We start from the raw sequence: 23334 nt of genomic DNA, 5'->3' as shown, positions 1-23334 counted from the left end.
CTTTTTTATTTATGAAGCTAGATTATATTTTTGTTCTCGTAATTTAAAGGCTCTATCTCCACCTTCAAGAATTTCACATATATGTGACTTAATTGTTTTCTGATTCAAGGTAGACGTGCATGTTGGATCAAAATCAAGTGACTCAATACTTCCAAATTTATATTGAAACTTATGCTTATTCATATTTGGACTATGAGTCCCATGTTGGTTGGCAACAATAATTAGCTCACTATCTGCATTTACCACGACATTAGCGTTGTGAGTCACAAGAATAATTTGTCTTTCCTTTTTCTTTTGTTTTAGAAAAGCTACCAATTCAGAGTATATTGCACGATTATCTAAGTCATCTTCAGGTTGGTCGATGATAATAGGGCACTTACTTTCACTACAATCTAAAGTCATTTTTAACACTACAAAAGCTTTTTTGCCTTGTGACATTTCATTGTAGTTGTCATCATCATAGATCACGTCAAATTTTATTTTAAACCATGAATTATCAAAGAATTCTTTAGTAAATGTTTCTAAAGTAGTACCACCTCTAAAACGAACTTCTCCTTCTTCTAAGGATTCTACTATTTCATGGTATTTATCTAATAGTTCTATTTGAGAAGTAACTTGCATTTCAGCAAATAGCTTGGCTTTTTCAGGCTGTTGGTTAATTGTTTTTTTGATAAATTCATTGAACTTGAATTTATCAAATATATTCGTTGCAATTATTTGTAGATCTTGGCTGATTGTAATTGATGATATAGCCTGTATTAATTCGGAAGCTACATTGGACATTGATAACCAAATTGTACGTTGAAACTCAGTTGTCAGACTTTCCAAAGATTTTTTTAATTCAGCAATTTTTTCTAAAATATCATCAATTTCTTGAATCTTAGCTTTTTCAATATTTAGCCTTTCTAATAATGGTTTTATAGCGTCAGAAGACCTTAGATAGACTTCGACTTTTTGAAATATGTTAGTACTTTTGATACTTAAAATTTCTTGTTCAACTTTTAGGATCTGATCAGAAATAGTTTTCTGAGATAGCTTTTTGAATTGCTCAAATTGAGTAGCTGTAAATTTTTCTATTTCACTTGCAAAAGATTCAAAGTGTGATTTTACTAGCACATAATTTAAACTAAGTTCAAATGGGTTTAACAGTTGATAGAAATCAGAACTGTGCTTATCTTCAAGTAGTTCTTTAAAAGTAATAAGACCTTCAAGATTTTTATTAAGAATTGTCAAAGTTTCATTCGAAGTATTAAAACTTGCCATTTCTTCTTGAGTTATATTTCCAATATCATTATTTTGGATTTGTATGGATAATTCATTAACTTGATTTTGAATATCATCCTTATTACCTTTCTGTGTCAATTGTGATTGATAGTCAGTTAAAGAGCTTAAAATTGAAAAATAAGTAGATACTTTTCCTGAAATTTCATGTCGTAAAAAATCACTTTGTTCTTTAAATTTAGAGAAAAGCTTATTGTCTTTTTGCTGTATCAAGTCTTTAACTATATCTTCAATACCTTGATCTTTTGACTTTGAATACATATGTCCTTGGTAAAAATATTCAATGGGTCTACTATAATCCTCCTTACCATCTTGCCAAATAATTCTAAAATTTGAACAAAGCTCATCAATATGCTGAGATTGTTCAAGGGAGTTTAGTGCGGTAGGTTTTAATTTATTTGCTAGACATTGTAATAGGGTGGACTTACCTGATGATCGCCCACCGATGATAGAAGTTAAATTACCATTAAAGTAAATTTTTTCGTTTGCAACATTAGTATTATTTAACTCGATATAATCTATTACTTCATATGAGTTTTTTATTTCAGGGCAATGTTGTCCGATATGAACACGACTTTCAGGTTCGTGAATAATTTGCTTTAAACCTTCAAAAGTTGGTTCAGCTTTAATCCAGCAATATTTTTGATCTGTTGGTTCAAATAAAGTATCTAGATCGTGAGCATCACTTCCATGTATACATGGCTTATAAGTACCATAATTATCAAGAAAGATAGATTGATCTGCAGTATTTTTCCCTAGAAAAAAGGGTTTATCAGTCAGAGTTGAAGAAAAAATGATGTCTGAAACTTTATATAGAGATTCTCTTAGTACCTTTAAAGTGGCTCCATCTTGTTGGCTATTCAAGAACTTTTCGTGACCTTGAAATGCAGAGGCGCCATCTTTATTTGAATTAGCTACCGCAACCAAACAATTTTTTCTGAAATTTGGATATTTTTTAAATGCTTTAATAATATCACTAGAATTAAGAACAAAAGAGGAAATACCATTCCTATATGCAGATTCATCACTGATATATTCTATGACTCCTTTCCTTCCTAATCGTTTAAGGTCATAAGGTGTTAGCTTGTATTGTTCTTCTTCAGTAACTGTAAATGTCAATGCATCACAGTACTGGTTTTCAAAATCTTCAATAATTTCTGGATTTAGTAGAAAATGCATATTTATAGCACTGCCTTTATCCGTGCTAGGTATAATTCTTAACTCTATATTCGGGATCAAAAGAATTTCACAAATCCTTTCTTTTTTTATTTTGTCGAAATCTGTTCTAGTATGAATTTGATCTTGAAAGTCTTTTACTTTTTTATAATTTTCAATACTAAAATAATCAGTGATGCCAATAGCTTTGATATTACATTCTACAGCTTTGTTGAAAAGTTGAATGCAGTAATCTTCAAAAGAAATATTGCCAAATTTATCGCTTTTTGCTGTACCTTTTGTATGTACGTGTAGATCCCAACGTCCCCACTCAGAGCCACGGCTCATCACTTTTCCCCTTAATATAGTTTTAAAGAACAATTGTTTAATTATTAGATTAATTGTAGATAAATATTGTTTGGAAAAGAACCTGTATGGAGGGTTTTTCTCAATTTAAATATATTTTCCGCCGAACAGTTAAATTCTCAATACTATGTAGCTAGAAACTATAAGCCTCAAACTAAATTGATATACATCAAAAGTGGTAAACTTATTGGGCAAGTTCAAAAAGCAAATCTAGCCACACTTTGATGCACAATCGAACCCCAATGGTGCAAAATGGCCTATTTTTTAGGCATCCTTAAAAAATAAATCATTGTTGTTTTGCCTCTTTTTACATATGTAATTAATTTCCCACGCATTCTGCTTAAATTTATTCTATTTGTATATTGTGGCACGCTTAATGCATTTATTTATATACAATATAAATAGAGGAGAGCAATACACTTGATCACTCATAATCACAAACATCGGTTAACCATTCATGTATAAAAAGAATAGCAAGGACATGAGCAATCAAAATGGAATAAACCGGTGAAATACAAAACTTACTTTTGCTTTAGAACAAGCCCCATTTCAATGTTATGGGGCTTTTTTTCGCCCTTTTAAGCAAGTTTATTTACCTCATCCAAATAACTAAAAATTGGCACGCTTTCTGCATTTTCCTAAGTAATACGAAATTCTGGTTTTGTAATATCCCTAGGAGATGCACATGAACAATCCGACATCAAATAAAAAAATGCATCCATGGCTTCACTTTCTGGTAGAGCTTCTCAGCGTACGTGCAGGCTTTCACATTAAACAGTCTTCCCAATATCAACCCAAGGATCAACATCGTGCCTAAACAAAAATTGGCACGGATCAGTATTACCGTGCCAGAAACAACGCTACATGCGATGGATCAAAAAATTGTCGAGCAGCACTATGAAAGCCGCTCGCAGGCCATTGTCGATATGATTAATCGTCACCTGATTGATGATCTGGTGATTCGCGATGAAGTCATGGTTGGCACACTTACTTTGCTCTATGACGTCAGCCTTAAACCGCTACGCAGTCAGCTGGTCGATCTGCAACAGCAGTATCTGGCGCAAGTGATCAACTCACTTCATATCCAGCTGGATGATGAAAAAATCCTGCAAGTCATGCTGATGCAGGGCGCGAGCAGTGATCTGAAAGAAATAAGCGAACAATTTATTGCACTGAAAGGCGTGATTAAAGGCCATCTCGAACTGATGGATGCCGTCATGCCACCTATTCCACAAAATACCGAACACACTTAAGGAGAACAGCTGTGCACAACTTATGGACTGTACAGGACTGGCAACACGCCTACCAGAATAACAATATCCAGCTTAGTGACCTGATTGAGTATGTAGCCGAGTTGAATAATGACGATCATGCCTGGATATCAATTGCGACAGCAGCACAATTACAGGCACAAATTGATGCATTGACTGGTGCAGATATTGAAAGCTTGCCACTTTATGGGGTGCCATTTGCAGTCAAGGACAATATTGATGTTGCAGGGTTCTATACCACAGCAGCATGTAAAGAGGCAGCTTATCTGGCGACTTCCGATGCAACAGCAGTAGCCAAATTAAAAGCTGCCGGCGCGATTGTCGTGGGTAAAACCAATCTGGATCAGTTTGCGACAGGTCTGGTTGGGGTGCGCTCCCCATACGGCGCCGTGAAGAACAGCTTTAATCCTGAATATATCAGTGGCGGTTCGAGTTCGGGTTCCAGCGTGGTGGTAGCCAATGGATTAGTGCCATTTTCACTGGGTACAGATACTGCAGGTTCAGGACGTGTACCGGCAGGCCACAATAACACTGTCGGACTCAAACCGACCAAAGGCTGGTTCTCGACTACAGGCCTGATTCCGGCTTGTCGCACCATCGATGTAATTTCGATTTTTGCCTTAACGGTGGATGATGCCTGGCAGGTGGCGCAAGTCATGCAGGGCTATGATGCCAGCGATGAGTATTCCAGAACGCATCCTCAAAATGTACCGAGCCAATTTTCAAAAGGGAAAATTGCCATTCCAGATACACTGGAATTTTATGGCGATGCTGAAACTGAAAAAGCGTTTAATCTAGCGATCGCACGTGTACAAAGCTTGGGTTATATGGTTGAGCCGATTGATTTTGCTCCATTTCAGCAACTGGCGACTGCACTTTACAACCGCTCTTGGGTGGCTGAACGTACTAGTGCCGTGGAAAAAATGGTGCAACGCGAGCAGACCCATCCGGTCATTGGCCAGATTATTGCGCAGGCAGACCGGTTCAATGCGGTCGATGTCATGCAGGATGAATATGAACGTGCCCACCTGAGCCGTGTTATTCAAAATACACTGGCAGATTATGATGCCTTGATGGTGCCTACTGCACCCACCATTTATCGCATTGCAGAAGTAGAAGCCGATCCTCTGGTAAAAAACAGCCACATGGGCGCTTATACCAATTTTGTCAATTTTGCCGATCTTTCGGCTTTGGCGCTACCAAATAGCATTCGTGCTGATGGTCTTCCAACGGGTGTGACCTTTATTGCGCCAGCCTGGATGGATGAAGCACTGGCCAAATTCGGGCAAAAATGGCAGCAATCGAGCCAGTTAAAGCTAGGCACCTCTGAACTTAGCTATGAAAAAACAACTGAAATCTCATCGGGTCACAGCGTAAAACTGGCTGTCGTCGGTGCACATCTGACCGGAATGCCGCTGAATTTTCAGCTGACCACACGTGGTGGCACCCTGATCAAGCAGACCCGGACTGCTTCGCATTACAAACTCTATGCTTTAAAAAATACCACACCGCCAAAACCTGGCCTGCAATACAACGCGAAAGGTTTTTCAATTGAAGTAGAGGTCTGGGACATTCCGCGTGCACTGTTCGGAGACATTGTTGCAGAAGTTCCGGCACCTTTGGGGATCGGTAATGTCCAGCTGATTGATGGTACTTGGGTCAAAGGCTTTATCTGTGAAGGCTATGCACTTGAGGATGCAACAGATATCAGTCATTTCGGTGGCTGGCGCGAATTTATAAAATCTAAACAACTTTCAAATACCAAATTTAAATGTGAATGCATAGGGGAAGTCGCAAAATGATCAAAAAAGCACTGATGTCCGTTTCCGTACTGTCTGCAATCCTTTTAAGCGGTTGTGACAATACCGCTAAAGTACCTGAACCAAATGCCAAGGCAGAAGGACGTGTGACTACTCAGCCCATCCGGATTGGTTATAGTGACTGGCCGGGATTTGTGGCCTGGCAGGTGGCGATTGAAAAAGGCTGGCTGGAAGATGCCGGAGTTAATGCCGATTTTAAATGGTTTGACTATTCTGCTTCACTCTCTGCATTCGCAGCGAATCAGCTGGACGCCGTACTGGTCACCAATGGTGATAATCTGGTCACTGGTTCTGGCGGCACCAAGGGTGTGATGATCATGGCGACTGATTATTCAGCTGGAAATGACGTGATTATTGCCAAGAATGGCATTAACTCAATTGAGGATCTGCGCAGTAAAACGATTGCAACTGAAAAAGGCCTGGTCGATCACTTGTTACTGTCCACTGCACTAGATGATGCCAAGGTTAAACTGAATGAAGTTAAACTGGTCAATACCATGACCAATGAATTGCCACAGGTTTTTGCTACTCCCGATATTGATGTGATTGCAGTATGGCAGCCGGTGGCGAATCAAGCGCTATCTGCAGTGGCCGGTTCAAAAATCATTTTCACCTCTAAAGACAAGCCGGGATTAATCTACGATACCTTGACCGTGAATCCAGCCCATCTGGAAGCCAATAAAGAGCAATGGAAAAAGGTGATTCAGGTTTGGGATAAAACTGTCAAATACATCAATGACCCGGCGACTCGAGAAGACGCTGCACAGATCATGTCTAAACGTGTCGGTGTCGATGCGAAAACCTATATGCAGTTCATTGATGGTACACATTTACTGGATCTGGCCGCCAACAGGAAAGTCTTTACCAAAGGTGAGGGTTTCGACTCGATCTATGGTTCCAGCTATCATGTGAACAAGTTCAATGTGGCCAACGGCATTTATACGACTGAAATGAACGTGGATGGCGTGATTGTTCCAACTCTGGTGCAAGAGCTGCAATAAAGCCTGATCTCTTACATAAGAAATCCCCGGTCTGGGGATTTTTTATTGGTCAGATGAGTATTAAAAAATTAAAGCTGCGTACTTTTGGAAAAGACATTGATAAAAATAATGCCAATGATCATAAACGCCAGACCGATCAGCGCGGGAAGATCCAGTTGCTGTTTAAACACCAAGAGGCCAACCGTTGAAATCAGGATAATGCCGGCACCAGACCAGATTGCATAGGCAATGCCCATCGGAATAGTTTTCATGGTCAGTGACAGGAAAAACAGGGCAACGGCATAACCGGCAATGGTGGCAAGTGAAGGCCAGAGCACGCTAAAACCATTGGAGGCTTTCAATGCAGAAGTTGCAATGACTTCTGCAATAATGGCAATCGAAAGATATAAAAAAGACATATTTCTCCCTATAACACCCGTTCTGCATGCTGCATCAGGTGATCCTGTTCTGACTTCAGCCAGCTTTCAGCTTGTGTAGTCGTGGGGGTTGCATATTGAAATTGGTAATCCGGCTGGTATATATCCAGCTCAAAAATCAGGTCAATGTTGCGACCATCTAAAATGACATGCTGAACCAGACTGCTTTCATTGAGAACTTCAAAATTTTCCAGCTTAAAGGCTTTGCCTGTTTCGCTTGTGCGGGTGCTGTAAGTTTTAGCTTGGCCATCAGTCCCGATAGAAACTTCAAAACTTTCCACCAAGGCAAACACGGTCGGATCGACTGCTTTCAAATCTATTTGAGCTACTGCACTTTGCACTTTAGGCAAACGCGTCAGGGCATAGGCAATATGATCAGCACAAATAATCAGGCCACCATCCATTTCCAGTGTCTGACCAGATTGAACATCAAGTGCAGACTGAAGGCGCAAGCCTAAAAATAAACCATGCTGTACCTGCTGGCGCCAGTCTTCGACATAGACATTACTTGGAGAAAACTCCAGAATGCAGTTGCCAATCGCATGTAGCTTGGCTGGTTCCGGCCACTGCACATGATTCTGGTAATTGGCGTAGTCTTTCACTTCCCAAGACAAGAGCTGGCTGGCGTTATCCCAAAGCGTATTGCCAATCCAGCCTTGGCGTTCCTGAACAGCAGTTCCCGTCTGGCTTTTTAGACGAAGATCAATGGTGAAACTGCGCGACTGAAACCAGTACACAATGGTGTTTTCATCGGTTAGGCCATTATAAAAACTGATACTTTTACGCCGGAAAGCACCGTATAAAAATTCTGGAATAATCTCTGGCTGAGGGGTGGTGGGCTTTAAAGTCTTAATCACTTCAAACAGATTCATGATGCTGTCTCCGTCTGTTCTTCAAGTCCAAAAGAGGAAAGTGGTACAGCATTTTTTAAGATCAGTTCACCGCTAGCAACGCGCTGTTTTAAATATTGAAAGGTCTGGGCGGTCTGATTAAACAGGTGCTCGCCCCCGATCAGGGCAGAATATTTGGAATTTTCAGTGTGAATAACCGGTTCAATCACGGTGTCATAATTGCAGGCGCAAAACAGCGGGAATGAATAACGTTCTTCCGAGACCTTTTTCACGCGGTGCTTGGTGGCAAGATATTTACCATTCGACAGAATTTCCATCATGTCACCGATATTCATCACCAGAGTGTTTTCAATTAGTGGAATGTCGATCCATTCGCCGGCTTTATTCAAAACCTGTAAGCCGGGTGCGGTGGGTAACAGCAGGGTAAAGCATTCGTAATCGGTATGTGCGCCAATCCCTTCGGCGTCCTTCACTTCAGGATTATAGGGATAATGAATCAAGCGTAGCTGACTTGGTGCATCAGTAATTATGCTTGCGAAAAAATCCTCACGAACGTCCAATGCCAGTGCAAAAGCAGAAAAAATCTGCCGGCTGATCTCACGCAGATGACTATAGTATTGGCTGACAATAGACTTGAAATCCGGATGATCTGGCCATAAGGTAGGCCCAAGCAAAGGACAGTTTTTTTGTGTAGCCTGATAATCATAATTGACATCATAGGCTTCTTTTAAGTCATAACTGTTGCCGGCAAACTGTTCTTCACCAATCGGCACATAGCCGCTATGGTTTTTTGATTTGCCAATATAATGCTGCATCTTGCTGTCCAGATCCTGTGCAAAATAGGACTGGGCCATTTCAATCAGGGCTTTGGCGTATTCAAAATTAAACTGGCTACCTTGCAGATAGAGAAATCCGACTTCTTTACAGGCTTGATCCAGAGCATTTGCTACTTCAAAACGATCGGCTAAATCTGGACTTTGCAGTTTAGAAATATCAACAAGGGGGAGTACATATTGCGCTTGCATGATAATCACCTCTAATGTTGGTCGTCCAACACAGCGATTAAAACCTTCGGGTCGTCCCAAAGGTATTTTGAATAAGATTATTTATTGTTGCTGACCTTGGTCATACGCGGAATGACCGGTAGTTCTGCCAGTGCCGGATCCAGTTCATCTTCTTCAGCATGCACCAGATAATCGACACGTTGTCTTAACTGTTTAAATTCAGGGCTAAGCATGACGTCTGGATGGCGTGGACGAGGTAAATCAACTTCAATAATTTCCTTGATTTCACCCGGATTGGCTTTCAGTGCCACAATCCGGTCAGCCAAAAGAATGGCTTCATCCATATCGTGGGTCACAAAAATGATGGTGATATCAATGTTTTGCCACAGGTCCATCAGGTGACGCTGCATTTTTTGCCGGGTATGCGGATCAAGTGCCCCAAACGGTTCATCCATCAACAGGATCTTCGGTTCATTGACCAAAGCCCGGGCAATCGCGACACGCTGTTTCATCCCGCCAGACAGCTCATGCGGATACTGGTTTTCATACTTTTCCAGACCAATGATATTGATCCATTCACGTGCCTGCGCTTCGGCCGCTGCACTACTTTGGCCTTTCATGCGCGGGCCAAACATGACATTTTCCTTGACGGTTTTCCATGGAAACAGGGTATAGCCCTGGAACACCATGCCACGCTCCGGACTTGGGCCGGTAATCGGCTGGCCATCCACCAGAATCTCACCACTGCTATAAGGATCCAGACCGGCGACTACACGGCTAAAGGTTGACTTGCCGCAACCGGAAGGCCCAATCACACAGATGAATTCACGCTTATGAATTTTCAAATTGAGTGCATTTAAAACCGTACGTTCGGTTTTGCCATGGCTGAATTTTTGCGTCAGTTGCTTCGCTTCCAGAATCACCGGACGGCTATAAATCTTGTCAAAGTATTCGCGGGTATTAAATTCAGTGTTTTGCATCAGTTAGCTCCCGGTTTCCATTTAAATAAGCGTTGTCCCAGTTTCATTAAAATCACATCACACAGCAGACCAATCACCCCGATAATCAGGATCGCGGCAAAGACATTATCAAAGTTCTGATAACGGGCTTGCTGGGTAATGAACCAGGTAATCCCGGAGGTACTGCCGATTAGTTCTGCTACGATCAGGTAAGTCCATGCCCAGCCGAGCAGCACACGCAGATTGCGGTAAATTTCAGGCAGGGCGGCAGGAATCACCACATGCAGCAGGCTTTTGAATTTATTGGTGCCCAAGGTAAAACCGGCTTCAATCAGGCTGCGATCGACCAGACGTGTGGTATTGGCAATAATCAGGATTTGCTGGAACAGGGTTCCTATCACAATAATGGCAATTTTGGGTGCATCATTAATTCCGAGAATTGCCACTGCCAGTGCACCAAAGGCCGGAGCAGGTAAATAGCGGAAAAACTCAACAAAGGGTTCGGTCAGCTGGGAAATTTTATTTGAAAATCCGCATAAAATACCGAGTGGAATACCAACCAAGGAAGAAATAAAGAACGCGGTAAAGACCAACTTGATACTGTGCCACAGACTTTCATGAAACCAGGGTGCATTGGCTTGGGTAGGCTCCGTGGTAAAAGCTGTGATCAGTGCAATTGCCACTTGATGCGGTGCAGGCAGATAAATCGGGTTGACCAGAATACCCTGCGGCGGAGCCAGACCCTGATCTACCGCAGACTGCGCAGCAGAAAAAAACTGGTCTTTATCAATACGACTCTCGACCTGTAAATAGGCAACACTACCTGAATCCGTAATCTGGACTTGTGGATGCCAGATAAATGGCAAATAACTGACTGCACACCAGATCAGAATTGGTATTAAAAACGACCCCAAGCCAAACAGTAACTTATTTCTTTGACTGAGTTCACGCGCAACGTAACTCATAGTGTTGCCCCTCAATATTACAATTTTTATAAAACGTAATACTGATTAAGCAAAATGGATGCCATTTCATCCCAAATCCTGAAATGACTTTAAAAAGGACTTATTTTTATAGCAAAAATTAGCAGACAACTCTTAATCATATTCAAGAAGTTAGATCAGAATGCAGAGATTTTTTAATCATTTTCTGGAAAATAGACTCAATGAAAAAGACCTGAAAAATCAGGCCTCTTTTTTCAGTAACATCATTTAGCCAATAATGTCTGCATGCTGGCTTTGCAAACTATAGATGCACTGTTCTGCAATCTGTTTTTTCTCGGCTACGGTCATTTCAATATCTTCCCATTTCTGCATCTGCTGCAGAAGCCAGATAAAATCATCGACTTTCGGTTGGGCACTTTTCCCAACAAAATTCCGGATAATATTCTTGATCTTGTAAAAGTCATAGACATGCCGCTGGGCGGAACATTCAAACTGAATAATCTGATAATCGACTAACATATCCCAGACTTCGGAAAGATCAGGGCGCTGCTTTAAATCATCCTGCGCTTTTTGTACTGCCTTGACCACTGCCTCTACGGTAAATGGATGCTGTTCTGCCCATTCCTGGGTCATGGCCAAGACTTTATCGGCAACTTTTGGAATGACATTCTGGCTTGCCGCGACGATAAAACTATAGCCTTCAAGTTTGGCCTGAATATTCCAGGGTTCTCCCACGCAAAAGCCATCGAATACCTGTTCCGCGATTCCTTTTACCATGGAAGGCGGTGGAGAGGTCATCAGCTGGATATTCTTGGCCAGTTGTGGATCAGTCAGCGCCAGCCATTCTTTTAAACAGTAATGGTGAATCGAATATTTATACACATAGGCCAGATTGATGGAATGATTCTGTTGTAAAGCCTGTACCAGTTTCTTTGAGGTATTCTGTTCATCATCCCCAGGCTGGATGCCGAGTTCATAGCACAAATCCTGGCGCAGGCTAATAAAAGCCTGATTCACGCTCAGTACTAGAGGGGTTTGCAAAGCCACCTGTAACTGGTCTGTACCCAGGGCAGCAGCGGGCAGCATGGCAGACAAGCAATGTGCAGCATCCAGAAAGCCATAGGCCAGACGGTCACGCAAACTAGACCAGGAGGCTTCATGGATTAAATTGATGGTTAATCCTTGCTCAGCAAAATACCCCTGTTTTTCGGCCCAGAGAATGGCAACACAATCAAGTAAAGGAATATAGCCAATATTGAGTTCAGTTTTTTCTAATGTGGACATATGCTTTTCCTTATTGGCCCAATAACAGCTTCTGTGCATCCAGTAAGCGTCTGGCCATTTCACCAATGGTAATCCGGTGACTCATGGCATTTTTACGCAATAAAGCAAAAGCTTGCTCTTCCGTTAATGCATGCAGCTGGATGAGCAACGCTTTGGCTTTATCGATATCTTTACGGTCAATCAGTTTGTCCTGGGTTTCTTTTAAATCATTCAGCAGCTTTTTATGCTTGCGAAACTGTTCAATTGAAATTTCCAGAATGCTTTCTAGTTTGGTGGGATCAATACCATCGACAATATAAGCCGTGATTCCGGCATCAATCGCACTTTTGATGGTGTCTTTATTGGAGTTCTGGGTAAACAGCACGGTCGGAAGTTCATATTGGCTGACACAGCTTTCAATAATATCCCGATGCGGATGATCCATATTCAGCAGGATCACATCTGCATGAATACCCTTAACATGTACCATATTCAGGTCATTCAGGATTAAACAGGCCACCACCTGAAAATCATGTGAAAGTAAGGATTCCTGGATGAATTGGGCGCGCTCCAGATCATCATCAATAAGAGCAATTCGTAATTTGGACATGGAATATTTTCAAGTAAGGCCTAAGGAATATTCAAGCAGGAGTAAAGCAAAAAACATGCCATTAAATTGGTGCATAAAATTCTATTTTTCTGTTCAATTTAGTGCATAGCTTTAGGGATTTCAGCTGATGGCTGATCAAAATGAAGCGTTTAGGTAGATCATCTGCCTGAAATAAGGCGTTTTCTTATTGGAAAAGTTGGCACGATTTCTGCATTTATTAAATCGTCAAAGATGACTTTCAATACTAACAACGGCCAACGATGTCCGTTCTGATCGTAATTGCACTTTCAAGGAGTGTGATTGGTATTTCGTTCAGCACAGGATAAATGACATGGTCAGTTGTTCAGCAATACAAAACGCACAAGCGTTTCAACCCTTCCTCCAGCATTACAAAGCGCTGGGTTGCGGTATTTACAACATATTCAATCAGCAGACATATCAATGCCTAGACGTGATATGCGGCTTTTTATCATCTTTAAAAAAACAATAGTTGGAGTGCAGATATGAAAATTCTCATGATTGGGCATGGCATGGTGGGGCATAAATTCATCGAATCTGTACTGGAACAGGCCGGTGATGACATTGAGCTGACCATTTTGGCAGAAGAGCCACATTTAGCTTATGACCGGGTACATTTGACCGAATATTTCAGCGGCAAGTCGGTCAAGGATCTGAGTCTGTGTCGTAGTGATTTTGCCGATGCCTATGGCATTGATTTGCGACTTAATACTAAAGCGGTTGAAATTGATCAGCTCCATAAAACCGTCACCACCAGCCAGGGTGATGTGCTGAGTTTTGACAAGTTGATTCTCGCTACCGGTTCTTATGCCTTTGTGCCACCAATCCCGGGCAATGACCGTCAGAATTGCTTTGTTTATCGTACCATTGAAGATCTGGATGCCATTCGTGCAGCCAGTCTGAATGCCAAAACTGGCGTAGTGATTGGCGGCGGCTTGCTAGGGCTGGAAGCAGCGAAAGCCCTGCGAGATCTGAATCTGGAAACCCATGTCGTAGAATTTGCTCCGCGTCTGATGGCGGTGCAGATTGATGATCTGGGCGGCCGGGTACTGCGCTCTAAAATTGAAGACCTTGGTGTCAAGGTACATACTCAAAAGGCCACGTCAAGTATTGAAGATGGTGACAGCACTCAGCATGTAATGAAGTTCGGAGATGGTTCGGTGCTTGAAACCGATATCATCCTGTTCTCGGCCGGTATTCGTCCGCGTGATGAACTGGCGCGCCAAAGTGGTCTACTGATTGGTGAGCGTGGCGGCATCATCATTAATGATTATTGCCAGACCTCACATCCGGACATTTATGCCATTGGTGAATGTGCACTTTGGGACAATAAAATTTATGGTCTGGTTGCACCAGGCTATGACATGGCGCGGATCGCGGCAAAACATGTCCTAGGCCAAGAAAGTCATGCATTCGCTGGTGCGGACATGAGTACCAAGCTCAAACTGATGGGCGTGGATGTCGCTTCTATTGGTGATGCACACGCCATGTCACCAGGTGCCTTGAGCTATTTCTATGCTGATGAAGCCGCGCAGGTTTATAAAAAAATCGTGGTGTCAGCAGACAAGACCAAGCTGCTGGGCGCGGTGCTGGTGGGCTGTGCCAAAGAATATAGTGATCTCCTGCAAATGATGCTGAATGGTCTGGCTGTACCGGAGCAACCGGAAAGCCTGATCATGCCGGGCTTTGATCAGTCGACTTCCAAATCAGGTGGTAGTGGTGTCGATTTATTGCCTGACAGTGCGACCATCTGTTCATGTAATAACGTTTCCAAAGCTGATATCTGTTCAGCCATTGATGGCGGTGCAACTTCATTGGGTGCACTGAAAAAATGCACGCAGGCTGCAACAGCGTGCGGTGGCTGTGCGCCACTGGTAACGCAGGTTCTCAAATCTGAATTACAACGTCAGGGTGTCACGGTGAACAATCACCTGTGCGAACATTTTGCCTATTCGCGTCAGGAACTGTATCACCTGGTACGCGTGCATGAAATCAAGACTTTCTCTGACCTGATTCAGCAACATGGGCACGGCATGGGCTGTGATATCTGCAAACCGACTGTAGCCAATATTCTGGCATCCTGCTGGAATGATTTTGTTCTGAAACCAAGTCATGCCGGTTTGCAGGATAGTAACGACTACTACCTCGGCAATATCCAGAAAGATGGTTCCTATTCGATTGTGCCACGTGTGGCAGGCGGCGAGATTACTCCGGATGGCCTGATTACCATCGGTCAGATCGCCAAAGCTTATGGTCTATATACCAAAATCACGGGCGGACAACGAATTGACATGTTTGGTGCACAGGTACATCAACTGCCTGAAATCTGGGAGAAACTGATCAATGCCGGTTTCGAGTCCGGACATGCCTACGGCAAATCCTTACGTACGGTGAAATCTTGCGTGGGTAGTACCTGGTGCCGTTTTGGAGTCGATGATTCTGTCGGCTTGGCGATTTTCCTGGAGAATCGTTATAAAGGCCTGCGTTCACCACATAAAACCAAAATGGCAGTATCCGGCTGTACCCGTGAATGTGCAGAAGCACAGAGCAAGGATGTCGGTGTCATTGCCACGGAAAAAGGCTGGAATCTATATGTATGCGGCAATGGCGGCATGAAACCGCGCCATGCTGAACTGCTCGCCTCGGATCTTGATACTCCCACACTCATCAAATATATCGACCGCTTCTTTATGTTCTATATCCAGACGGCGGACCGTCTGCAGCGCACCAGCGTATGGCGTGACAATATGGAAGGCGGGCTGGACTATCTCAAAGATGTCATTGTGCATGATTCGATCGGCATTGCTACTGAACTGGAAAGCCGTATGCAGCATGTGATTGGCACTTATCAGGATGAATGGCGCAGCGCGATTGAAGATCCTGAAGTACGCAAACGCTTTAAGACCTTTATCAATGCCAAAGCAGCCGAGCAGAATGACCCGCATATTCAGTTTGCGCCTGTACGTGGCCAGATTCGTCCAAAGACAGAAGCTGAACGTGATTTAAACCGTATTCCAGTGGTTGAAGCCTAAATACCACAGTCAGGGAGAATGAAAATGACAATTTTAAAAGACATGAACGAACTGAACTGGTACGAAGTCTGCAATCTGGATGAGATCACTCCGAATACCGGTGTGGCAGCCCTGATTGAAGATCAGCAGATTGCAATTTTTCGCGTGGGTCAGGAACAGCGGGTTTATGCACTCAGCAATCAGGATCCGTTTAGTCTGGCCAATGTCATGGCACGTGGCATTCTGGGTGATCTGCAAGGTGAGCGTGTAGTCGCATCCCCAATTTACAAGCAGCATTTCAGTCTGGTGACCGGTCGTTGTCTGGAAGAACAAGAGCAGAAATTACTGGTATTTCCAACCCGAATTGAAAATGGCAAAGTTCTGGTGAGTCCGACTCCACAAAAAACTTATATTTCCAGTAATGGTCAAAACACAGAGCGCTTAAAACTGGTACTGATCGGGAATGGACTGGCGGGTATGCGTTGTCTGGAAGACTTGCTGGATATGGCGCCAGATCGTTATGACATTACCGTGATTGGGGAAGAGCCATGGGGCAATTACAACCGGATCATGTTGTCACCGGTATTGTCTGGTGAGAAAAGCTTTGCCGAAATTATGCTGCATTCAGCCGACTGGTATGCTGAAAAAGGCATTCGATTCATTGCTGGGGATGCTGCCATCGCTATCGACCGTTCGCGTAAACAGGTCCACACCCAAAAAGGCGAAGTCGTTGCTTATGATCGTCTGATTCTCGCCACTGGTTCCAAACCCTTCATGCCACCTATTCCGGGTGCTGAACTTGAAGGCGTGATTAGCTTCCGGGATATTCAGGATGTTAACCGCATGCTGGATTACTGCAAAACCAAGCAAAATGCCGTCGTGATTGGAGGTGGGTTGCTGGGTCTAGAAGCAGCTTATGGACTGAAGCAGCAGGGGATGAATGTAACTGTGCTGCATCTGATGGACCGTATTATGGATCGTCAACTGGATATGAAAGCCAGTCAAATGCTGAAAAAATCAATTGAAGATAAAGGCATCCGAATCATCACTGAAGCCAACACCGAAGAGCTGCTCGGTATTGATGGTCACGTGACTCAACTGCGACTAAAAGACGGGACAGTGCTGGATGCCGATTTGGTGGTCTTCGCCGTCGGGATTCGACCAAATAAAACCCTGGCTGAACAGGCTGGTCTGCGCTGCAATCGTGGGGTGCTGGTGAATGACACCATGCAAACCTATGACCCGAGTATTTATGCAGTGGGTGAATGCATTGAGCATCGTGGCCAGACCTTTGGACTGGTTGAGCCATTATGGGGACAGGCCTTTATCTGTGCGACGCATCTGGCTGAACATGGCCGACTGACCTTTAAGGCACCGACTGTTCCGACCCAACTCAAGGTTAGCGGGTGTGATGTCTTCTCGGCCGGAAATTTTGAACCTCAGGATGATTTTGAAGATATCGTGCTGAATGATGAAAAACGTCAGATTTATAAACGGATCATCATCCAGCAAGACAAGGTCATTGGTGCTGTGCTATTTGGCGATACCGAAGATGGGGCTTGGTATGCAGAACTGATTGCAGACCAGACACCAATTAGTAATATCCGCAGTAAACTGCTTTTTGGTCGGGATTTTGCATTAAAAAAGGCAGGGTAATCAGATCAATCTCCCCCAACCCCTCTTTGAAAAAGAGGCGAATTTCCTCTCCTTTATTAAAGGAGGGTTGGGGAGGATTAAAACTTTTGAGATATAGAAAATATTTAAATCAAACCTGTAAAAGCTAGATATCAGAGATTTGGTGAAACACGTGAATTTGGATGATTAAGGAGCACAGCAGCAATGAATAGTATTCCGGTTATGGAACTACATAGCTCTACTGAATCCCAAATAAAAACTACTCAGACGACCTGTCCTTATTGTGGAGTAGGCTGTGGTGTCATCGCGCACGTAACCCATACCTCGATGGGTGAAAAGGTTCAGATTGAAGGCGATGTTCAGCATCCGGCGAACTTGGGCAAGTTATGTATTAAAGGCAGTCATCTTGCCGATACACTTAGTCTAAAAACCCGGCTTCTGCATCCGATGACAGGTCGAAAAGAACAGCGGCAAATAAGCACTTGGGATCATGCCATTTCAAGTATTGCCAGTAAATTTCAGCAATGTATTGAGCAGTATGGACGCGACAGCATCGCCTTTTATGTCTCCGGCCAGCTTTTGACTGAAGACTATTATGTGGTGAACAAGTTTGTAAAGGGCTATCTGGGTACTGCCAATATTGATACCAATTCAAGACTGTGCATGTCTTCTGCTGTGGCGGCACATAAACGGGCTTTCGGCGAAGACCTGGTACCGGCCAGCTACACAGATTTTGAGCAGACAGAAATGGTGATTCTGGTCGGTTCCAATACTGCCTGGTGCCATCCGGTGCTTTATCAGCGCATCATGAAAGCCAAAGAAGAGCGGGATTTATTCGTGGTGGTGATTGATCCCCGCTTTACCGCAACCTGTGAAGCGGCAGACTTACACTTGCCGATTTTACCAGGTCAGGATGTCGCGCTGTTTAATGGCTTGTTGCAGTATCTTCAGCAAAATGGTCATGCCGATCTGGATTTTGTTACCCAACATACTCAAGGTCTGGAGCAGGCGCTTGCCAGCAGCTCGACAGAGTCATTGATTGAAAGCGTGGCAAGACGTACCGGTATTGCTATTGAAAAATTAATCTTATTTTTTCAAAAATTTGCACAGACCGAAAAAATCATGAGCCTGTTTTCCATGGGCGTAAACCAATCCTCTCAAGGAGTAGACAAGGCCAATAGCATTATCAACTGTCATTTATTGACAGGAAAAATAGGCAAACCCGGTTCGGCACCTTTTTCCATGACCGGACAGCCGAATGCGATGGGCGGACGGGAAGTCGGGGGGCTGGCCAATATGCTGGCCAGTCATCTGGATTTGGATAACCCGCAGCATCAGCACCTGGTGCAGGATTTCTGGCAAAGCCCGGTCATCGCGCGGCAGCCCGGATTAAAAGCAGTAGATTTATTTCAAGCGGTGGAAAGCGGAAAAATCAAGGCCATCTGGATTATGGCCACCAATCCGATCGTGAGTTTGCCCAATGCAGATCAGGTTAAACGCGCTCTGGAAAAGTGTGAATTTGTGGTCGTTTCCGATATTTGTCTCGACACTGATACCACGCAATATGCCGATGTACTGTTACCGGCACTGGGTTGGGGCGAAAAAGATGGCACAGTCACCAATTCGGAGCGCCGTATTTCACGGCAAAAGGCCTTTTTGCCGGCTCCGGGTGAAGCCAAAGCAGACTGGTGGGCCATTTCCCGGGTGGCTCAGGTCTTAGGTTTTCGCGGTTTTGACTTTAACAATAGTCATGACATTTTTCTGGAACATGCCCGTTTATCTGCCTATCAGAATGGTTCACTTTCGCAACGCGCAGATACGCCAAATTTCCGCTATTTCAACCTGCAAGGTTTAACTCATCTCAGTTTTGCAGAATATCATAATCTGGCACCGATCCAGTGGCCAGTCTGGGATAAGCAAGAAGTTCATCAGGTTGGTCAACTATTTAGTCAAGGCCAGTTTAGTCATGCAGATGGCAAGGCCAGATTAGTGCCGACAGTTGCCGCCAATCCCATACATGCTATTTCTGCTGAATATCCGCTGATCCTGAATACCGGACGGATTCGCGATCAATGGCACACCATGAGTCGTACCGGATTATCTGCCAGTTTATCCCAGCATCGTACTGAGCCTTATTGTGAGTTGCATCCGCACGATGCGCTGAAATATGGCTTGAAAGATGCCGAGCTGGTCGAGGTGAAATCCGCTTGGGGAAGTTGTGTACTCCGTGTGCAATTTTCACAAAATATACGACGTGGCCAGATTTTTGCACCGATTCACTGGAACGACCAGTTTGCATCCGATGCGCGGATTGGCAAAGTGGTGAATCCGGTGGTTGACCCGATTTCCGGCGAGCCAGAATTTAAGCATACTCCGGTGATGATCCAGCCATTTTATACCCAGTGGCAGGGCGTGCTGTATGTGCGGGAAGGCTTTGAGCAGAAAATCCAGACCATGATTAAAAATACGGTGTGGTGGAGCAAAACTCAAACCACTCAGGCCATCCGGTATGAACTGGCAGACCGGCGCAGGTTTTCTGACATCACCGGGCAGATCAAGAGTCTCTTAGACTTTAATGATGAAAGCTTTGAATGGCTGAATCTCGAAGATCAAACGGCGCATATCAGTCATAGTGTGGTTCTTCAGGATGGCCAGTTAATTGCCAGTTTTTATATCGCACCGGCGGCACTATTGCCAGATCGTGACTGGGTGGCAGGCCTGTTTAGACGTGAACGTCTGAGTGCATTGCATCGTAAAGCATTGCTGGCAGGTCAGGCCATGTCGATGGGAAATAGTGAAGGTCCATTGGTCTGTAGCTGTTTTAAAGTTGGCAAGAACCGAATTATCCAAACCATTAAAGATAAAAATATCACGCATGAAAAACAGGTGACTGCATGTCTAAAAGCCGGAGGAAATTGTGGTTCATGTTTGCCAGAAATTAGAGGCCTGATTAAAGCCTGCCAGACGGAGTACATAGAATGAAAAGAAAAGCAGTTAAAACGGTGTCTTATCCGGAAACCGATGTGGTGATCCTGGCCGGCGGTTTAGCGCGGCGCATGAATGGCATCAATAAATTGCTGCACAAATTTGATGATGAAATCCAGCTCATTAAAATCCATCATCAGTTGAAGTCCCGGGCAAGCAAAGTTTGGGTCAATAGCCATCGGGATCATTCCATTTATAAACGGATGATTCCTTCGATCGACTTTTATCAGGACGATGAACCCGGCTTTCAGGGACCATTGATGGGCATGAAGAGTGCCTGGTCACATGTGGAATCTGATTATGTGCTGTTCGTGCCTTGTGATGTGACCTATATCCCCAAAAAGGTCATTTCACGTTTACATCAGGCCTTGCAACGACATCCCTTATGTGAAGTGGCGGTAGTTGAAATCAATGAAAAGGCATTGTTTCCATTCTGTCTGATGAAACGCAACAGCTTACCCACTCTTTTACAACATCTTGAAAATGATCAGCACAGTTTAAAACTCTGTTTTGCTGACATGCACATGCAGCGGGCAAGCTTTAAAAATCGTGCCCTGTTTTTTCACAGCATTAATTCATTTGATGAGCTACAGCAGCATCAACAGCTTAATTTTCTCTAGCATTTAAAATGCTAAAAGCCGAATCATTATATTCTGGCTCACCAAAATATTGCTTTTTTATTTTTCGAGCAAACTTTCGGACTAAAAAAGAACAAATATTATCCATTAGCCTACATTAAAAATAAATTTGTGCAAAGTTGGAACACTTATTGCTCATTCATTGTGAAGAAATAGGGCAGTAAATCAAGACTGTTAAATAACCGTGCAGATCTCATCATGGACCGCAGCAATGAACAGCATGACAGCTTTAGCACCTCGCAGTATCTTTCAGGATCAGTTTGGACGCCAGAAACGTAAGTTGCGGATCTCGGTGACTGACCGTTGTAATTTCAAATGCAGCTATTGCATGCCTGAACATCCGGAATGGATGAATAAAAAAGATTTGCTCAGTTTTGAAGCCCTGTATGCTTTTTGCGAGTTTATGGTGCGACACGGGATTGAGCAGATCCGGGTGACGGGTGGCGAACCGTTGATGCGTCAAGGCATCGTTCATTTTATTGCCCGCTTACAGACATTGAAAGCCTTTGGCCTGAAACGTATTTCCATGACCAGTAATGGCCATTATTTAAAAGATTATGCTCAAGCGCTTAAACAGGCAGGACTGGACGATCTGAATATCAGTCTAGACAGTCTTGATCCAAAGCAGTTTCAGCAACTGACCCAAAAACAATTACAACCTGTACTTCAAGGTATTTCTGCCGCACAGCAGGCAGGTTTGACCGTCAAGATCAATAGCGTGCTGATCAAAGGCATCAATGACAATCAGATTATTCCTTTGGTGAAATGGGCACAGCATCAGGCTGTAGAACTGCGTTTTATTGAGTTTATGCCTCTCGATGGCGATCAGAAATGGAATCCGTCTGATGTCATCAGTGAGCAAGATATCTTGGATCGACTGAAAACCGAATTTGATGTCCGGGTATCTCAAGGACAAGGCGCCAATCCAGCCCGTGGCTATCTGGTCAATGGGCAACCGCTCGGGATTATTTCCACCATTACCCATTCATTTTGCGGTGATTGTGATCGTCTACGCCTCAATGCTCAAGGTGAATTTTATAACTGTTTATTTGCCAGACAAGGCCTGAACCTTAAGGCAGATATCGAACAACTGGCGCTGGATCATTTCGCCACACAGACATTTCAGCACAAGCTTCACGCTTATATCTGGCATAAAGAGGCCGGTTTCCATGCGATCCAGCAATCACCAATACAAAAGCCGATCCGAAAAATCAGCATGCACAGCATTGGAGGATAAATATGTCACTCACTCAGCAAAAATTAATTCATATCAAAATAGAAGCCTTCGGTGCGATTGAACGACAAATCCCCGCAGATTTGAGTTTGCAATGCAAGTCTGAAATTCAGGTTTCTGAAGTTCTGAATCAGTTGCTATCTATCTATCCTAATATACAGCCCATGCTGGAACGCTGCGCCTGTGCAATCGGTGAAGACATTATTTCCAGACAGAACGTTTTAAAACGGGACAGTACGCTGGTGCTGTTATCGCCGGTAGCAGGAGGCTGAGATGCAACTCAAGTCACTAAAACAATTTGCCCGAATCCAGCAGACTGCTTTTAGTCTGGAGGATTTTGATGGTATCCAGCATTTTCCGGAATGTGGTGGAATCGGCATCTTTGTCGGAACAGTACGTAACCATCATCAGGGGAAAGCTGTGCGTGCCCTGAAATATACCGCCTATGCGCCTGTGGCTGAAAAAATGATTCGTGAAATTGAACAGCAGATTCAGACCAAATACCAGGTGTCTTATGTGCGGGTGGTGCATCGGATTGGTGAGTTGGGGATTGGAGAAACAGCCATCATTGCTATGGCTTATGCGGCCCATCGTCGTGAGGCCTTTGCGGCTTGTGAGGAAGCTGTGGAACGGGTGAAGCATGAAGTTCCGGTCTGGAAAGAAGAATTTTATATGGATGGTAGCAGTCAATATGTCGAAGGCTGTTGTATCCGAAAAGATCATGGACCTGAAACGGATTATTCCTATCCTACAGAAGATGTGCATTGTCACCATCACCATGTAGCACACGCTTGCCAATCACCATCTAATTAAATGCGTCCAATGAGGATGCATAAGGTGAATCACTTTAAACAGATTTTAAAATTAGTCCG

At 43.7% G+C, this 23334-nt stretch carries 19 protein-coding genes; 11 read left to right on the top strand and 8 right to left on the bottom strand.

Annotated elements, in window-relative coordinates:
• Positions 1-9: 9 nt before the first annotated feature.
• Positions 10-2784: a TrlF family AAA-like ATPase gene (locus tag MWG72_RS08275; RefSeq protein WP_247143736.1), complete on the bottom strand. Its 2775-nt coding sequence runs from the start codon at positions 2782-2784 to the stop codon at positions 10-12.
• Positions 2785-3487: 703 nt separating this feature from the next.
• On the opposite strand from MWG72_RS08275, the gene MWG72_RS15535 reads away from it, so the two are divergent.
• The 4 genes from MWG72_RS15535 to MWG72_RS08260 are packed head-to-tail and all read left to right on the top strand — an operon-like array spanning position 3488 to position 6894.
• Positions 3488-3619 (top strand): hypothetical protein, encoded by a 132-nt coding sequence (locus MWG72_RS15535; RefSeq protein WP_004647016.1) that lies wholly within the window; start codon positions 3488-3490, stop codon positions 3617-3619.
• Positions 3612-4055, top strand: coding sequence for a CopG family ribbon-helix-helix protein (locus MWG72_RS08270; RefSeq protein WP_004280384.1), 444 nt, complete (start codon positions 3612-3614; stop codon positions 4053-4055). The genes MWG72_RS15535 and MWG72_RS08270 overlap by 8 nt, the downstream gene beginning before the upstream one ends.
• A gap of 11 nt (positions 4056-4066) precedes the next feature.
• The gene (gene atzF, locus MWG72_RS08265) at positions 4067-5875 is read left to right on the top strand and encodes an allophanate hydrolase (RefSeq protein WP_247143735.1); all 1809 of its coding nucleotides are present in this window, start codon (positions 4067-4069) and stop codon (positions 5873-5875) included.
• On the top strand, positions 5872-6894 hold the full coding sequence (locus MWG72_RS08260) for an ABC transporter substrate-binding protein (protein ID WP_247143734.1): 1023 nt from the start codon (positions 5872-5874) through the stop codon (positions 6892-6894). The genes atzF and MWG72_RS08260 overlap by 4 nt, the downstream gene beginning before the upstream one ends.
• A gap of 68 nt (positions 6895-6962) precedes the next feature.
• Here the strand turns inward: MWG72_RS08260 and MWG72_RS08255 are convergent, their stop codons facing one another.
• The 7 genes from MWG72_RS08255 to MWG72_RS08225 form a co-directional block, all read right to left on the bottom strand.
• Entirely contained in the window at positions 6963-7292 is a 330-nt protein-coding gene (locus MWG72_RS08255) for a DMT family transporter (protein ID WP_004280373.1), read from the bottom strand.
• A gap of 8 nt (positions 7293-7300) precedes the next feature.
• Positions 7301-8182, bottom strand: a complete 882-nt coding sequence (locus MWG72_RS08250) for a hypothetical protein (protein WP_247143733.1) — start codon at positions 8180-8182, stop codon at positions 7301-7303.
• Positions 8179-9186 (bottom strand): isopenicillin N synthase family dioxygenase, encoded by a 1008-nt coding sequence (locus tag MWG72_RS08245; RefSeq protein WP_247143731.1) that lies wholly within the window; start codon positions 9184-9186, stop codon positions 8179-8181. Before MWG72_RS08245 ends, MWG72_RS08250 begins: the two co-directional genes overlap by 4 nt.
• Before the next feature lie 77 nt (positions 9187-9263).
• Complete coding sequence (locus MWG72_RS08240) at positions 9264-10145, bottom strand: ABC transporter ATP-binding protein (RefSeq protein ID WP_004280366.1); 882 nt, start codon at positions 10143-10145, stop codon at positions 9264-9266.
• Positions 10145-11089 carry an ABC transporter permease gene (locus tag MWG72_RS08235; protein WP_247143729.1) on the bottom strand — a complete coding sequence of 315 codons (945 nt, stop codon included), beginning with the start codon at positions 11087-11089 and terminating at the stop codon, positions 10145-10147. Before MWG72_RS08235 ends, MWG72_RS08240 begins: the two co-directional genes overlap by 1 nt.
• A 246-nt stretch (positions 11090-11335) precedes the next feature.
• Entirely contained in the window at positions 11336-12352 is a 1017-nt protein-coding gene (locus tag MWG72_RS08230; RefSeq protein ID WP_247143727.1) for a CmpA/NrtA family ABC transporter substrate-binding protein, read from the bottom strand.
• Positions 12353-12362: 10 nt separating this feature from the next.
• Positions 12363-12941, bottom strand: a complete 579-nt coding sequence (locus MWG72_RS08225) for an ANTAR domain-containing response regulator (protein ID WP_004280362.1) — start codon at positions 12939-12941, stop codon at positions 12363-12365.
• A 503-nt stretch (positions 12942-13444) separates the two neighbouring features.
• On the opposite strand from MWG72_RS08225, the gene nirB reads away from it, so the two are divergent.
• The 7 genes from nirB to MWG72_RS08190 all read left to right on the top strand — a co-directional run bounded on the left by nirB (position 13445) and on the right by MWG72_RS08190 (position 23275).
• Positions 13445-15991, top strand: coding sequence for a nitrite reductase large subunit NirB (gene nirB, locus MWG72_RS08220; protein WP_247143726.1), 2547 nt, complete (start codon positions 13445-13447; stop codon positions 15989-15991).
• A 24-nt stretch (positions 15992-16015) separates the two neighbouring features.
• Positions 16016-17626 (top strand): nitrite reductase small subunit NirD, encoded by a 1611-nt coding sequence (gene nirD / locus MWG72_RS08215; protein ID WP_004280358.1) that lies wholly within the window; start codon positions 16016-16018, stop codon positions 17624-17626.
• A gap of 183 nt (positions 17627-17809) precedes the next feature.
• Complete coding sequence (locus MWG72_RS08210; protein ID WP_247143725.1) at positions 17810-20587, top strand: nitrate reductase; 2778 nt, start codon at positions 17810-17812, stop codon at positions 20585-20587.
• Positions 20584-21210, top strand: a complete 627-nt coding sequence (mobA, locus tag MWG72_RS08205) for a molybdenum cofactor guanylyltransferase (RefSeq protein ID WP_247143724.1) — start codon at positions 20584-20586, stop codon at positions 21208-21210. The genes MWG72_RS08210 and mobA overlap by 4 nt, the downstream gene beginning before the upstream one ends.
• Positions 21211-21439: 229 nt before the next feature.
• Positions 21440-22465: a GTP 3',8-cyclase MoaA gene (moaA, locus tag MWG72_RS08200; protein ID WP_247143723.1), complete on the top strand. Its 1026-nt coding sequence runs from the start codon at positions 21440-21442 to the stop codon at positions 22463-22465.
• Between the two features lie 2 nt (positions 22466-22467).
• Positions 22468-22734, top strand: a complete 267-nt coding sequence (locus MWG72_RS08195; protein WP_247143722.1) for a MoaD/ThiS family protein — start codon at positions 22468-22470, stop codon at positions 22732-22734.
• Between the two features lies 1 nt (position 22735).
• A complete protein-coding gene (locus tag MWG72_RS08190) occupies positions 22736-23275 on the top strand; it encodes a molybdenum cofactor biosynthesis protein MoaE (RefSeq protein ID WP_005100271.1) in 540 nt (179 codons plus the stop codon).
• The last annotated feature ends 59 nt before the right edge of the window (positions 23276-23334 follow it).

The sequence above is a fragment of the Acinetobacter lwoffii genome, from assembly GCF_022967985.1.
Classification (GTDB): domain Bacteria; phylum Pseudomonadota; class Gammaproteobacteria; order Pseudomonadales; family Moraxellaceae; genus Acinetobacter.
The sequence above is the reverse complement of the archived record's forward strand: the minus strand, read 5'-3'. Positions and strand labels throughout refer to the sequence as shown.

Excerpts from the sequence above, each read along its gene's own strand:
- MWG72_RS08245 (WP_247143731.1), bottom strand. The coding sequence starts at position 9,186 with ATGCAAGCGCAATATGTACTCCCCCTTGTTGATATTTCTAAACTGCAA.
- MWG72_RS08225 (WP_004280362.1), bottom strand. The coding sequence starts at position 12,941 with ATGTCCAAATTACGAATTGCTCTTATTGATGATGATCTGGAGCGCGCC.
- MWG72_RS08230 (WP_247143727.1), bottom strand. The coding sequence starts at position 12,352 with ATGTCCACATTAGAAAAAACTGAACTCAATATTGGCTATATTCCTTTA.
- MWG72_RS08255 (WP_004280373.1), bottom strand. The coding sequence starts at position 7,292 with ATGTCTTTTTTATATCTTTCGATTGCCATTATTGCAGAAGTCATTGCA.
- MWG72_RS08210 (WP_247143725.1), top strand. The coding sequence starts at position 17,810 with ATGAATAGTATTCCGGTTATGGAACTACATAGCTCTACTGAATCCCAA.
- nirD (WP_004280358.1), top strand. The coding sequence starts at position 16,016 with ATGACAATTTTAAAAGACATGAACGAACTGAACTGGTACGAAGTCTGC.
- MWG72_RS08275 (WP_247143736.1), bottom strand. The coding sequence starts at position 2,784 with ATGAGCCGTGGCTCTGAGTGGGGACGTTGGGATCTACACGTACATACA.
- mobA (WP_247143724.1), top strand. The coding sequence starts at position 20,584 with ATGAAAAGAAAAGCAGTTAAAACGGTGTCTTATCCGGAAACCGATGTG.
- MWG72_RS08190 (WP_005100271.1), top strand. The coding sequence starts at position 22,736 with ATGCAACTCAAGTCACTAAAACAATTTGCCCGAATCCAGCAGACTGCT.
- MWG72_RS08235 (WP_247143729.1), bottom strand. The coding sequence starts at position 11,089 with ATGAGTTACGTTGCGCGTGAACTCAGTCAAAGAAATAAGTTACTGTTT.
- MWG72_RS08250 (WP_247143733.1), bottom strand. The coding sequence starts at position 8,182 with ATGAATCTGTTTGAAGTGATTAAGACTTTAAAGCCCACCACCCCTCAG.
- MWG72_RS08240 (WP_004280366.1), bottom strand. The coding sequence starts at position 10,145 with ATGCAAAACACTGAATTTAATACCCGCGAATACTTTGACAAGATTTAT.
- MWG72_RS08260 (WP_247143734.1), top strand. The coding sequence starts at position 5,872 with ATGATCAAAAAAGCACTGATGTCCGTTTCCGTACTGTCTGCAATCCTT.
- moaA (WP_247143723.1), top strand. The coding sequence starts at position 21,440 with ATGAACAGCATGACAGCTTTAGCACCTCGCAGTATCTTTCAGGATCAG.
- MWG72_RS08195 (WP_247143722.1), top strand. The coding sequence starts at position 22,468 with ATGTCACTCACTCAGCAAAAATTAATTCATATCAAAATAGAAGCCTTC.
- MWG72_RS15535 (WP_004647016.1), top strand. The coding sequence starts at position 3,488 with ATGAACAATCCGACATCAAATAAAAAAATGCATCCATGGCTTCACTTT.
- nirB (WP_247143726.1), top strand. The coding sequence starts at position 13,445 with ATGAAAATTCTCATGATTGGGCATGGCATGGTGGGGCATAAATTCATC.